The organism is Aquiflexum sp. (genome assembly GCF_041751335.1).
Taxonomy (GTDB): Bacteria; Bacteroidota; Bacteroidia; order Cytophagales; family Cyclobacteriaceae; genus Aquiflexum.
In genome coordinates this window covers 1-11,876 of the sequence record NZ_JBGSXS010000389.1, presented here as the reverse complement: position 1 = coordinate 11,876, position 11,876 = coordinate 1, and the positions used below count along the sequence as shown (strand labels likewise).

Below are 11,876 nucleotides of genomic sequence, written 5' to 3'. Positions count from 1 at the left end.
ATTATCTTTTAATTTAGGAAAATGACCAAACTGAGTGTAAATATTAACAAGATAGCTACCCTTAGAAATGCACGGGGAGCCAATAATCCGGATGTTGTAAAGGTTGCGTTAGACTGTGAAAGATTCGGCGCCCAAGGGATAACTGTCCACCCTAGACCTGATGAACGACATATCCGCTATCAGGATGTAATCGACCTGTCCAAACTTGTGGCCACCGAATTCAACATTGAAGGATATCCTGACAAGAGGTTTATGGAAATTATCCGCTTGATCAGGCCTGCACAGGCTACTTTGGTTCCAGACCCTCCCCATGTACTTACTTCCAATAATGGATGGGATACCATTACCCATCAAGAAATGCTCAAAGACATTGTAGCCGAACTTCATGAATCCGGTACAAGGGTATCCATTTTTATCAATCCGGAGACCAAGTATTTTGAGCCTGCCAGAACTACGGGGACTGACCGAGTGGAACTCTACACGGAACCATATGCAAGCCTTTTTCCAAAAGACAGGAATGCCGCTGTCAAACCTTATGTTGAGGTAGCGCTCCTTGCCAAGGAACTAGGTTTGGGCTTGAATGCCGGACATGACCTTGATCTGCATAATCTCAACTTTCTGAAAAAAAGCATTCCGTTTTTGGAGGAGGTATCGATAGGACATGCCTTGATTTGTGATGCCTTGTACTTTGGATTGGAGAATACAATTCAGATGTATAGGAGGCAGTTGGAGGAGTGAGGAGATTTGAGACGTGAGATTTTAGATTTTAGATTTGGGTTTTCAATACCTTAAGGAATTTGAGAAATTCAAGAAATATTAATTAAAACAGTTGGTTTATGAAAGATGACAACTTCGGGCGAAAGTTATGAAGTTGTTAAATCCCGAGTGAAAAAGCAGCTATGAAGTTTGAATTAATCATCAAACCTGAAGCGGAACATGATATTTTAGAATATGCGAAGTGGTATGAACAAAAAAGAGAATTTTTAGGGATAGAATTTATTGAAGAAATAGATCATAAATTAAGTCTGATCCAAGTAAATCCCCTACATTATCAAATCAGGTAAAAAAATCTAGATTTGGATTGGTCTATCGGTTCCTATATGCTATTCATTTTACAGTTGAAGAAAGCAGGGTTATAGTATTAGCTGTATTATCTACAAGCCAAGATCCTGAAATTTGGAAATGATTAGTTAAATTTTTTCAAAAACCCATTGCCTCCATTTATATTCTGATCTACTCATTCAAACTATTTCTCCATGCAAAGGCCAACATAGGCAATTGCTGATAGCTGTTGACGCCGGCTTTTACGCCTTGGGTTTTGAGGAAAAGGTCATTGGATTTACGGCTAATGTCCAGATTGAAGGGTTTGATTTTTTGTTGGGCGATCTGAATGGAAATCAGGTCATTTCGGATACCTGCGGATAAAGTTTTATAAAAAGCAGTATAATCTTCCTTGGATATTCTATATATGTCATTCATCTGATAGCGAAGCAACCTCAGCTGTCCCGAATATTGCAACAAGGGGTCATCAGAATTGGAGCAAATCACCCATCCGATAAAATTAGCCTCTCCCTCATCCGTCACGCCATAGCTATGCGCCATTTCATGCGCAATGGTAAAAGGCTTTTCCAATGGATGCAAGGTTGGGTCAATATAGCTTTCGGCAGTAAATGGGAAATAAATACCCAAAATCCCCATCTTTCTCATAAAGCCAGCAGGATAGAATTGCTTGGTTCGAGGTTCTCCGGTAAAATTCAGCCCCAACAAATAGAGGTTTTCTCTCATATTGGCCCTAACCAGTTTTTCCAGATCGGGATAGTCCATGATACTTTCTATGGCGACAGTATCCTCCTCAATATTGTACCGCAATTGGTTCAGGATATTTCGGGTCAGCTGCAATTCACCCATAAGTTGTTCCTGATTTAGGGGCAAAGGTTTCATCCCTATTTGCTCAAAAATGGGAATCCTATGATAATTGTATCCCCACAGGATCAAAAAAAGAAATATAAGTGCGCCCAGGGAATTGCTCAAAGACCTAATGGAATATCCCAATTTGTTTTTCCAACCCTCTTTTCCAATAAGATAAAAGATATAGATCCCAATAAATACAAAAACAAAAGCAACAAATATGTATACTGTGGCAAAAGGCAATTGGGAAATGGTTTTGTCCACCAGATTTCTGATTCCTGGGAATAGGGTTCTGGAATATATTACCTCGGTCTTCTCAGGGTATTTAATGGCAAAATGCCTGATCAAAATACTGATCAGGCCCAAAATCGTCCACGTCCAATTCCCTCGAAACATCAAATTAAACTCCCTCTGCCTGCACTTCTTTGACTTCAGGAAGCATTCTGGTCAACAGGTTTTGAATACCTGCTTTCAAGGTTACCGTACTCGAAGGACATCCTGAACAGCTTCCCTGCAACAATACTTTAACAATTCCATCTTGAAAACTATGGAATACAATAGCACCGCCGTCCTGTTCCACAGCTGGACGGATATATTCGTCCAAAATGCCTTTAATTTTTTTAACAGTTTCAGAATCATTTTCATCAAAAAGAGGGTCCTTATCAAAATTGAACTGAACAGCGGCTTTACCTGCCTCAAGATATTTTTTGATATGATCTCTGATGAAATCCTGGATCTCTATCCAATCCAAATCTCCTTTTTTGGTAACAGTGACAAAATTTGAAGCAATAAATACCCTGTCTACAGAAGCGAAATTGAATAACTCATGGGCTAAAGGAGAATTTTCAGTGCTGGCCTGATCTGGATAATCAAAACTCACCCCTTCATCTGCCAACATAAAATTCACTACAAATTTCAAAGAATTAGGATTTGGATTAGCCTCTAAGTAAATATGAACGGGTCTTTTCTGTGCTTGTAACATGATTGGTCAATTGTTTGGATACTTACCTCCTTATACCAACAAAGCAGTAGATAAGTTCCTTTCGGGTTTAATTTTGAAGTTTTGTTTTTGCTACCTGAAAAAGGTAGGTCAAAGTAATCTCAATATTGGTGGAATTCATATCAAAAATCCTGTCCTGTCTTTCAGGTCTACCAAATTCATAGGAAAACCTAACATCTCCTTCCAAGGTACTTTTTCCAAACAATTTAGATAATCCAGCCCCACCGGTCAGTCCGTACATAAATTTCCTCGGATCATCTTGTGGCCCTCCATAAGTAGGTAATAATGTCGGCCCTTCAAAATTCCTTTGGGTGTCGGTGGCATTTAACAGATATCCAAAATGTGGCCCCAGTTTGATATGGAATCTGCCACCTCTTCCTGCATAAAAATTGGATAGGAATGGAACTTTTAGATATTCCCATTCAGATTGGTTGACAGCTAAAGAAACTTCATCTTCTTGGGTGTAGCCCAACTTTAAATACTGAAGTTCAATCTGTATTCCTGCATTTTTATTGGTAAAATGCTCCATGACAAATGCAAATGTCGGTGCAGTAATGCCAGAAGTCCGGACCGGTGGTCTACCAGGTGCATACCTGTAAGTTATATTTGAAGAAGAATATCCTCCTCTAATCCCAAAACTTGTCTGGGCCTCGGAAGCTTCCGAGACTCCCAATAAAATCAAAAACAAAAGAAACAAGCTTTTATGATGCATTTCCAAAATTAGGATTGTTTATCAATCTTTTCAACCTGAAGTACTCAGGATTTATCATTTTGAGAGAATTAGATGAGTAGCATGGACAGGCTTACCATCAATGGTCAAACCCTCTATAACCACAATTTTTGGACTTTCAGAATCATTGGTATGAAACTCCAAATTGATTTGTCCTGTATCTGAGTCTGTGACCAAATAAGGATTCCAATAAAGTGTCACCCGTTGGTCAATTTCGGGGTGTTCCTCTTCTAAACTATAATCAAATGGAACAAAACTTCCTCCATAGCCAAACCCATCAATCTCAAGACTGTTCAATCCCGGGGTATTTCCAGTTAAAACCGGCATTTGTGAGCCTCCACGTTTGAGGTAAATGGCAATTATACCATTTCTTCCCAAATCACCCATCATAGCACTCATTCTACTGACCACTTCAATCCTTTCTATGTCGTTGGGATTGATTGCAGCAATATTATCTGCAGCCCTTGTCCCTAGCCCCGAAGGCATCACGGCACCATCGACCATCACCAAAGGTTCCATGGAAAGGTTGGCAGAAGTGGCACCTCCCCTTATCCGAATTTGTAAAGTGGTCGTGACTGACATGCCAGGAATCTGAGTTTTAAGACTGTTGAGCAAATCACTGACAGTACCGTTTTTGTTAAGTTTGTCTCCACTGACCACATGGTCTGCTTTCCCATATATTGCCCGCCTCGTATTGTCCTCTTTTTCGGTTTCTATGGTTACCTGTTCCAGAGTTACAGTTTCTTCTTCATCCTCTAGTCCTTCAAAAATTGATTCATTGGTGGTAGTGATCTTGGGAAAGGTAATGTGAGAAGGAACAAAAAAAGGTGGGTTAAGTCTTGGGGTGAGCTCAAAAGTGCCAAATGCTTTTCCTTTTTTGTCCAAAGCCAAAAAGGCAAAATCAACCGGTCCATAAAAATCCATTTCTTCAAGGACAAAGGTGCCGTCTTTATCGGTTTCCTTCTCCATTGTCCCTTCAAAATTATTAAAATAAACGGTAAATGGCGTAGCAGCAGGCTTTGCTTTCTCGTTCAAAAATCTTCCAAAAACATTCCATTCCCTTTCAAGGGGATAAGTAAATTTCTCTGTTGTGATATTTTTAGGAACCTCCATCACCTTCAGGCTATTCTCAAGGTTAGATGATTCAGGAATAACAGAAGCATAATGAGTATCCCTAACAGAAACTGAAAGATTGGCAGAAACCGGTCTGCCACTTTCATCTTTTAAAGAAACCTGCAAAGACACTTTCTCTCTTTTTCCATAACTTTCCTTTTCTGAAACAAAAGTTGATTTTATCGGAAGGTTTAGATCTTGGGGATTTTCAGATGACAAAATTCTATCATAAGCAGAGAGCACTGGAAGAGCTTTTACAAAATAGGCATCAGGTCCATAGTTTCTGTTCCAGGAAGTATAGGCCCGAAGGTAATATTCCTTTTGCTTCAAAGTATCCGGAAGAAAAATTTCTCCAACAGCAAGTCCGTTTTCTATTTTGAATTTTTTCTGAATGATCAAATCCCTATCCCCTGATATGAGTTCTACATATAGAATTTTGCTCAGTTCCCTTTTCAATTCAGGATTGGCATATTGGAAATAAGCCTTAAACAGCAATTGATCACCCTGGTAGTAATATGGTCTATCAGTATGCAAATAGACTTTTTCTTGTAAGCTATTGGCATCTTTTGCAATTTGGACATCAATCCTATCAGCAAGCGTAGGTTTATAGTCCATGGGCAGTAAAGCGCTCACTTTTCTTTTATCCATATCCCCGGAGAAGGTTACATCCTGTGGATTTAGCACCATGCCATTAGAAGATATATTCACATAATTACCCTTTACTTCAAGCCAGGAGATTGGATAAGGAGCATCTTTATAAGTATTGACCGTTGAATAGCCTTTTTCATAGTGAATTTCAATCCTTCCTTTCATCAGAATTCGGTATTCACCCGGCTTTCTGCCTGCACTTACCAGGTTTTCAGGTTTGTATTCCACTATGGATTTTCCAAGTTCACTGGAAAAAACATCCGATCTCATATTCTGACTTGCGGAGCCTCCCGGCTTGTCTCCATAAAGATAGAATCCCTCTTGATTGTGGTTGTTTTGGATCATTGCCCTGAACATGTTCGCAGGGGATTTCAGGTAGGTATCTAACCTATTTTTTTGCCAAAGCTGTTGGGTTTTGGCATCATCGGTTTCCATTTCCACAAATCTCGTAGCACCTGAAATGATACTGTACTGGGGGGTAAAGGCAAACTCTTTGAGGTCAAAAGTCAGTGAATAACCCAAGGCGTTGTTTTTGATCTCAATAGGTTGAAATGCAACGGCCTTGAAATTGTTATTGCTATTGTCATCCGGAAAATCAATTACCCATGGATTAAGAATTTCACATTGGGCAGCCATATTATCATTACCCAAAAAATAATTTTTAAATTTTCTTAAATCCCTTTCCCATGCCCTGTCTCTTGAAGCTTTGATTTCCACATCTGAAAGCTCCTGTTCAAGAGACACCAAGGCTACACTGATGGTCAGTTGTCCCCCGGGTTTGAGGGAAGCCGGTTTTTGGATAGCCTGATAACCGATGAAGGAAAACCCAATTTCATACTCTCCTTCCGCCAAGTCCTTCAATTCATAATTTCCGTCAAAATCCGTTGTAGTAGCAATAGTGGTATTATTGATAAAGACATTACAAAAAGGGAGCGGTTCCCCTGTCTGATAGTCAGTCACTTTTCCTATGATGGTTCCAGTTTGTCCAAAACCTAAAAAAGGAATACAAAACAAAAATAAAATACAGGTCAGCTTTTTCATATAAATAATGTACTAATAATTAAGTCTGAATTATACTCATATTATTTTTAATCGTCAAGTTTAGTTAAAAAAAAAGCACAAAATCTTATTGAAATTGTGCTTTTTTATTTTCGTTATGGATTTTTAACAAAATTTTACTTTTTCTTCTTTCCATCTTTAATATCCTCAATATCTTCTCGATCCTTCAGCTTCTTGTCTTCTACGTTCTGATTGAGGAATTCGTTGATTTTATCTATTGGAAAGCTACTTGAGATCTCTCCAAAGGAGTTGATGTTCATCTTAAAACCATCAAGATCCTTATGTACTTTTGGGTTTTCTTCTTTTTTGGATTTCTTTGCCATGATAATTAACTGTTTACTTTTAAAGTTTTCAACGCAAAACCAATCCGTTTGGCCAATTCTTCTTTACCAATGATGCTGAAAACAGCCATCAGGTCCGGACCTGCACCAACCCCTGTCACAGCCAATCTTACCGCCTGCATGATTTTACCCAATTTGATGCCGTTTTTTTCCGCTGCTTCCTCCAACATGGATTTTGCAGATGCTGGAGTGAATTCTCCTGCGAACAGATTCAGTTTTTCTTTGTAGGTACCCAACACGATTACCGCTTCATTGTTCCATTTTTTGGAAGCCACTTCTTCGTCAAAATCCGTTGGGGCATTGACCATAAACTTTCCTTCTTTCCAAAGATCAGCCGGAAAAGTTGCCCTTTCCTTTATAATGTGAGCAATTTGGGCACCTTTAGCCAAATCCAAACTTATACCCTCTTTTTCAAGATCTGACAAGAGGTATGCTGCAAGTTCCTCATCTGATTTAGCCCTGAGGTATTGTTCATTGTACCACTTCGATTTATTGATGTCAAATTTTGTACCTGATTTGCCTATCCTTTCGATAGAAAAAGCTTCTATCAACTCCTCCAATGAGAACAGTTCTTTGTGGTCACCTGGATTCCAACCTAGAAACGCAAGGAAATTGAGGAAAGCATCGGGTAAATAACCCTGTTCACGGAATCCAATTGCTTTATCTCCTGTATTTGGATCAGTCCAATCCATGGGGAAAACAGGAAAACCCTGCTTATCTGCATCCCTCTTGGAAAGTTTTCCATTTCCATCAGGCTTCAACAAAAGCGGAAGATGTGCAAACTGGGGCATAGTATCCTCCCATCCAAAATATTTATACAACAACACATGCAATGGCGCAGAAGGCAACCACTCCTCTCCTCTGATCACATGGGTGATTTTCATTAAGTGATCATCCACGATATTTGCCAAATGATAAGTCGGCATACCGTCTGATTTCATCAAAACTTTGTCATCCAAGGTACTGGAATGCACCATAACCCAACCGCGGATCATGTCATTTAACCTTACTTCTTCCTTTCTTGGGATCTTGACCCTGATGACGTATGCTTCTCCAGATGCTAATCTTTCTTTGACCTCATCTTCAGGAAGGGTAAGAGAGTTTTTCATCTGGGTCCTGGTAATAGAATTGTACTGGGGAGAAACTACCCTGGCTGCGGTCAATCTTTCTCTCATCGCTTCGAGTTCCTCTGAAGTATCAAAAGCATAATAGGCATGCCCTTTTTCGATCAGGTCCATGGCATATTGCATGTACATGGGTTTGCGCTCCGACTGACGGTAAGGCCCACAATCTCCCGGATTCCAGGGACTTTCATCAGGACCTATTCCCAACCAATCCAAGGCTTCTTTGATGTATTCCTCAGCGCCCTGTACAAAACGTGTCTGATCCGTATCTTCGATTCTCAGCAGGAATTTACCGCCGGTTTTTCTTGCAAAAAGGTAATTGTATAGGGCGGTTCTCACCCCACCGATATGTAATGCTCCGGTAGGAGAAGGTGCAAATCTTACGCGTACTTCCTTGGTCATGGTATTGATTTATTCTTGTATCATGCGAAATATTTCCACATGTAAATATTATTTATTGGATTAAGGCTGCAAAGATAGGAAAAGATGAGGATACCTTAATTATGGCCATTGATATTGGCAAAGAATAATGAATTTTGATTAACCAATTATTTTTCATGAAATTGTTAAATATAACAATAAAATGAAATATTTATTGTCCAGGGAAAAGCGGCCCCCTATGAGTGATTCTAAGTTTCATTTGGAGAAATTCTATCAGCTTACTAAAAGATGGTAAAAATTAATTCACTCTTGTCGCATTTGTATTCAGAATTACGTCTTTAATAGAAATCGTAATTTGTCAATTTACTGCCATGAAAGGATTATTGAAAAACTTTTGTCTTGGGATACTGTTCGTATTGGCTTGTGGTTGCCTAAACCATGAAACAGATCCTGCGGATCAATGTATTGAAGGTAGGATACCAGGGGGATATTATAGACTAAGGTTTACTGACTGTTATAAAAAATCCATTTGGATTGAATTTTCTGAGTCAATCAAAATCGGAAAGAATGTTAGCATTCCTATGGCTGCACCTGTACTCCACCCACGCCCTCCAATAGAATACAAAAATGTGGTAGAAGCCATAATACCGGATTATCCCATAGATGAAAATATTTTGGAAGGCTTGGAAGCTTCTTCTATATTTTTTAATTATAGGATTGCATCTGATGTAGAGATAGCAGCTATTAGAAATAATGATCCTAACTGTATTGAAGTTTATGAAAATTTAGGGATACCGGTAATAGTGATTACAAAGTTTTCATTTGAAACCTGTCCCAATAAGTCAGAAAGTTTTTGATAAAAAGAGATCTTCCATTGAGCAATTGCAAAACCATGTCCTAGGAAGAATTGCAGGGATACTAAAACAAGGATTTTTTTCATTTAATGCAAAACAAAAAAAGGAACCCGATTGGGTTCCTTTTTTTGAGATAAAGACAATTAAGCGTCTTTTCTGTGTCTGATTTTCTCCTTGATTTTGGCTGCTTTTCCTTGACGGCCTCTTAAGTAGAACAACCTCGCTCTTCTTACCTTACCTTCTCTCAACAATTCGATTTTTTCGATGGATGGAGAAAGGATAGGGAAAATTCTTTCAACACCGATTCCGTTGGATACTTTCCTTACAGTGAAGGTCTCTCCATTTGAATTGGGGTTTTTTCTTTGGATGACAGTTCCCTGGAACTGCTGAATACGCTCTTTGTTTCCTTCGGTGATTCTCACGTGGACATTGATGGTATCTCCTGCTTTGAAAGATGGAAGTTTGGTTCTAGCCTCACTGTATTCCGCCTCTACAAATTTAATTAGTTCGCTCATAGCTGTATATTTTATGTGCTTGTGGTTCGCTACCACAGAGCTATTTTTGATAGATTCAATTATTTCATTCAAACTTTAAATCGCCTTGGAATTCATTGCCTTCCAATAAATCAGGCCTTCTTTCCTTTGTCCGGCGAACCGATGCTTCAAACCTCCATGAATCAATTTTGGACTGATGACCTGACAATAAAATATCAGGCACTTTCATTCCATCATATTCCGCTGGTCTGGTATATACTGGAGGGGCCAAAAGCCCATCCTGAAAGGAATCTGTCAATGCTGAGGTCTCATCATTTAAGACACCGGGAAGAAGTCGGATAATTGCATCAGCTACTACAGCTGCTGCTAATTCTCCCCCAGATAAGACATAATCACCTATGCTGATTTCTCTGGTTATCCATTTTTGTCTGATTCTCTCATCCACGCCTTTATAGTGTCCACAGAGAATGATTATATTACCTTTGAGAGAGAGTTCATTGGCCATTGGCTGGTTGAATGTTTCTCCGTCGGGGGTCATATAAATGACCTCATCATAATCTCTTTCGCTTTTCAGTGCTTCGATACATTTTGCAATAGGTTCTATCATCATGACCATCCCTGCGCCACCTCCAAAAGCATAGTCATCAACCTGCTTTTGTTTGCCGCTGGAATAATCTCTTATGTTGTGTATCCGAACCTTTGCGAGTCCTTTTTCTTCTGCTCTTTTGAGTATAGAATGAGAAAAAGGACCTTCCAATAAATCCGGAACAACTGTGATGATATCTATCCGCATCAGTCTTCCAAGTATATGTCAAGCAATCCTTCGGGCAATGAGCAGTAAACTTTCTTTTCTGCTTTGTCAACCTTCTGAATAATTCCGTCCTTGATAGGAATCAGAACTTCTTTACCCTGATGGTCAACACCCAATAAATCCTGGGTTTCAAGGTCATAAATGACTTTGACTTCCCCTATATTTCCAAGTGCTTCGTCCAACACTTCAAACCCAATGAGTTCGTGATAATAATACTGATCTTCATCTAACTCCTGCAGTTCTTTTAATGGGAGAAACAAAGCTGACCCCACTAACTTATTTGCATCATCCACCGAATCGAAATCTTCAAATTTTGCCAAGACTTTGTTATTGTGCTGCAATACAAAATGCTCGATAAAAAAAGGGACCAATCTGGATTTTTGCTCGATGAAGATATGCTTGAGATCTTCATAATCCTCTGGATAATCGACATCCAGTACTATACTCACTTCTCCATAAAGCCCATGAACTTTGGCTACATAGCCCAATTGAAAACAACTGTCTTTGTTCATGGTAGGATTTAATTATGCTTTAGGCTCTTCTCCTTCAGCGGATGCCTCTGGAGCTACTTCTTCAGCAGGTGCTGCAGGTGCTTCCTCCTCTTTAGATGCTTTTGGAGCCTCTTCTTTAGTAGTTGCTACTGGAGCTTCTTTCTCGGCAGATGCTTTTGGAGCTTCTTCTTCAGCGGGTACGGCCGGAGCTTCTTCCTCTTTTGATGCTTTTGGAGCTTCTTCTTCAGCAATTGCTACTGGAGCTTCTTCTTCAGCAATTGCTACTGGAGCTTCTTCTTCAGCAGTTGCTACTGGAGCTTCTTCTTTAGCAGTTGCTACAGGAGCTTCTTCTTCAGCGGGTGCCGCTGGAGCTTTCTCCTTTGCAGGTGCTTCAGCTACCGGTGGAGCTGCTGCGGCAATTGCGTCAGCTTCTCTTTTCTTAATAGCATCAAGTCGGGCTTGATTTTTAGCTGTTTCAGCGTCCATTGCTTTCTGGCGTGCATCAGCTTTGGACTGAGTAAGTTTGTCAACTTTTCCTGTAATTGTAGATTCTTTGCTTTCTTTCCAAGCTTCGAATTTTTCATCTGCCTGTTCTTGGGTGATAGCACCTTTTAAGACACCTATCTGAAGGTGTTTTTGCAACAAGATACCTCTGTAAGAGAGCATTGCCTTTACAGTTTCTGTAGGCTGGGCACCATTCAACAACCATTTAAGAGCGCGCTCATTGTTGATGTTAATGGATGCAGGGTCAGTGTTGGGATTGTAAGTCCCTAATTTGTCGATAAAGCGTCCATCCCGTGGAGCTCTAGCATCAGCTACTACTACGTCATAGATGGCCATTTTTTTTCTGCCTCTACGCGATAATCTGATTTTTACTGCCATATAAATTTGATATTTAGTGAATTGATGGATCCCGTCCATC

Annotated in this window: 12 protein-coding genes and 1 pseudogene; 3 read left to right on the top strand and 10 right to left on the bottom strand. The window is 39.7% G+C overall.

All coding sequences use genetic code 11. The features are described 5' to 3' along the window. Positions 1-21 precede the first annotated feature (21 nt). A complete protein-coding gene (locus tag ACEW8U_RS20945) occupies positions 22-738 on the top strand; it encodes a pyridoxine 5'-phosphate synthase (RefSeq protein WP_373524004.1) in 717 nt (238 codons plus the stop codon). A 161-nt stretch (positions 739-899) separates the two neighbouring features. Beyond that, positions 900-1,064 (top strand): hypothetical protein, encoded by a 165-nt coding sequence (locus tag ACEW8U_RS20940; RefSeq protein ID WP_373524003.1) that lies wholly within the window; start codon positions 900-902, stop codon positions 1,062-1,064. 169 nt (positions 1,065-1,233) lie between these two features. Here the strand turns inward: ACEW8U_RS20940 and ACEW8U_RS20935 are convergent, their stop codons facing one another. From ACEW8U_RS20935 to gltX, 6 genes are all read right to left on the bottom strand, one after another. Beyond that, positions 1,234-2,304 carry a DUF3810 domain-containing protein gene (locus tag ACEW8U_RS20935; RefSeq protein ID WP_373524002.1) on the bottom strand — a complete coding sequence of 357 codons (1,071 nt, stop codon included), beginning with the start codon at positions 2,302-2,304 and terminating at the stop codon, positions 1,234-1,236. A gap of 4 nt (positions 2,305-2,308) precedes the next feature. Then, on the bottom strand, positions 2,309-2,890 hold the full coding sequence (locus ACEW8U_RS20930) for a NifU family protein (protein ID WP_373524001.1): 582 nt from the start codon (positions 2,888-2,890) through the stop codon (positions 2,309-2,311). A 67-nt stretch (positions 2,891-2,957) separates the two neighbouring features. Next, positions 2,958-3,620: a porin family protein gene (locus ACEW8U_RS20925; RefSeq protein WP_373524000.1), complete on the bottom strand. Its 663-nt coding sequence runs from the start codon at positions 3,618-3,620 to the stop codon at positions 2,958-2,960. 54 nt (positions 3,621-3,674) lie between these two features. Next, positions 3,675-6,440, bottom strand: coding sequence for a carboxypeptidase-like regulatory domain-containing protein (locus ACEW8U_RS20920; protein ID WP_373523999.1), 2,766 nt, complete (start codon positions 6,438-6,440; stop codon positions 3,675-3,677). A 134-nt stretch (positions 6,441-6,574) separates the two neighbouring features. After that, the gene (locus ACEW8U_RS20915; RefSeq protein ID WP_373523998.1) at positions 6,575-6,781 is read right to left on the bottom strand and encodes a hypothetical protein; all 207 of its coding nucleotides are present in this window, start codon (positions 6,779-6,781) and stop codon (positions 6,575-6,577) included. A gap of 5 nt (positions 6,782-6,786) precedes the next feature. Next, a complete protein-coding gene (gene gltX, locus ACEW8U_RS20910) occupies positions 6,787-8,325 on the bottom strand; it encodes a glutamate--tRNA ligase (RefSeq protein ID WP_373523997.1) in 1,539 nt (512 codons plus the stop codon). Between the two features lie 350 nt (positions 8,326-8,675). Here gltX and ACEW8U_RS20905 point away from each other — a divergent pair, with 350 nt between their 5' ends. Then, on the top strand, positions 8,676-9,161 hold the full coding sequence (locus ACEW8U_RS20905) for a hypothetical protein (RefSeq protein ID WP_373523996.1): 486 nt from the start codon (positions 8,676-8,678) through the stop codon (positions 9,159-9,161). A 140-nt stretch (positions 9,162-9,301) separates the two neighbouring features. Here ACEW8U_RS20905 and rplS read toward each other — a convergent pair whose 3' ends face one another. The 4 genes and pseudogenes from rplS to ACEW8U_RS20885 all read right to left on the bottom strand — a co-directional run. Continuing rightward, a complete protein-coding gene (rplS, locus tag ACEW8U_RS20900) occupies positions 9,302-9,673 on the bottom strand; it encodes a 50S ribosomal protein L19 (RefSeq protein ID WP_373523995.1) in 372 nt (123 codons plus the stop codon). Between the two features lie 64 nt (positions 9,674-9,737). Then, positions 9,738-10,445, bottom strand: a complete 708-nt coding sequence (gene trmD, locus ACEW8U_RS20895) for a tRNA (guanosine(37)-N1)-methyltransferase TrmD (protein ID WP_373523994.1) — start codon at positions 10,443-10,445, stop codon at positions 9,738-9,740. Continuing rightward, entirely contained in the window at positions 10,445-10,975 is a 531-nt protein-coding gene (rimM, locus tag ACEW8U_RS20890) for a ribosome maturation factor RimM (RefSeq protein WP_373523993.1), read from the bottom strand. The genes trmD and rimM overlap by 1 nt, the downstream gene beginning before the upstream one ends. Before the next feature lie 297 nt (positions 10,976-11,272). Beyond that, a pseudogene (locus ACEW8U_RS20885) lies at positions 11,273-11,836 on the bottom strand (30S ribosomal protein S16); the annotation flags it as partial. Positions 11,837-11,876 lie beyond the last annotated feature (40 nt).

Coding starts and splice junctions, on each gene's coding strand:
- ACEW8U_RS20945 (WP_373524004.1), top strand. CDS start 22: ATGACCAAACTGAGTGTAAATATTAACAAGATAGCTACCCTTAGAAAT.
- ACEW8U_RS20940 (WP_373524003.1), top strand. CDS start 900: ATGAAGTTTGAATTAATCATCAAACCTGAAGCGGAACATGATATTTTA.
- ACEW8U_RS20935 (WP_373524002.1), bottom strand. CDS start 2,304: ATGTTTCGAGGGAATTGGACGTGGACGATTTTGGGCCTGATCAGTATT.
- ACEW8U_RS20930 (WP_373524001.1), bottom strand. CDS start 2,890: ATGTTACAAGCACAGAAAAGACCCGTTCATATTTACTTAGAGGCTAAT.
- ACEW8U_RS20925 (WP_373524000.1), bottom strand. CDS start 3,620: ATGCATCATAAAAGCTTGTTTCTTTTGTTTTTGATTTTATTGGGAGTC.
- ACEW8U_RS20920 (WP_373523999.1), bottom strand. CDS start 6,440: ATGAAAAAGCTGACCTGTATTTTATTTTTGTTTTGTATTCCTTTTTTA.
- ACEW8U_RS20915 (WP_373523998.1), bottom strand. CDS start 6,781: ATGGCAAAGAAATCCAAAAAAGAAGAAAACCCAAAAGTACATAAGGAT.
- gltX (WP_373523997.1), bottom strand. CDS start 8,325: ATGACCAAGGAAGTACGCGTAAGATTTGCACCTTCTCCTACCGGAGCA.
- ACEW8U_RS20905 (WP_373523996.1), top strand. CDS start 8,676: ATGAAAGGATTATTGAAAAACTTTTGTCTTGGGATACTGTTCGTATTG.
- rplS (WP_373523995.1), bottom strand. CDS start 9,673: ATGAGCGAACTAATTAAATTTGTAGAGGCGGAATACAGTGAGGCTAGA.
- trmD (WP_373523994.1), bottom strand. CDS start 10,445: ATGCGGATAGATATCATCACAGTTGTTCCGGATTTATTGGAAGGTCCT.
- rimM (WP_373523993.1), bottom strand. CDS start 10,975: ATGAACAAAGACAGTTGTTTTCAATTGGGCTATGTAGCCAAAGTTCAT.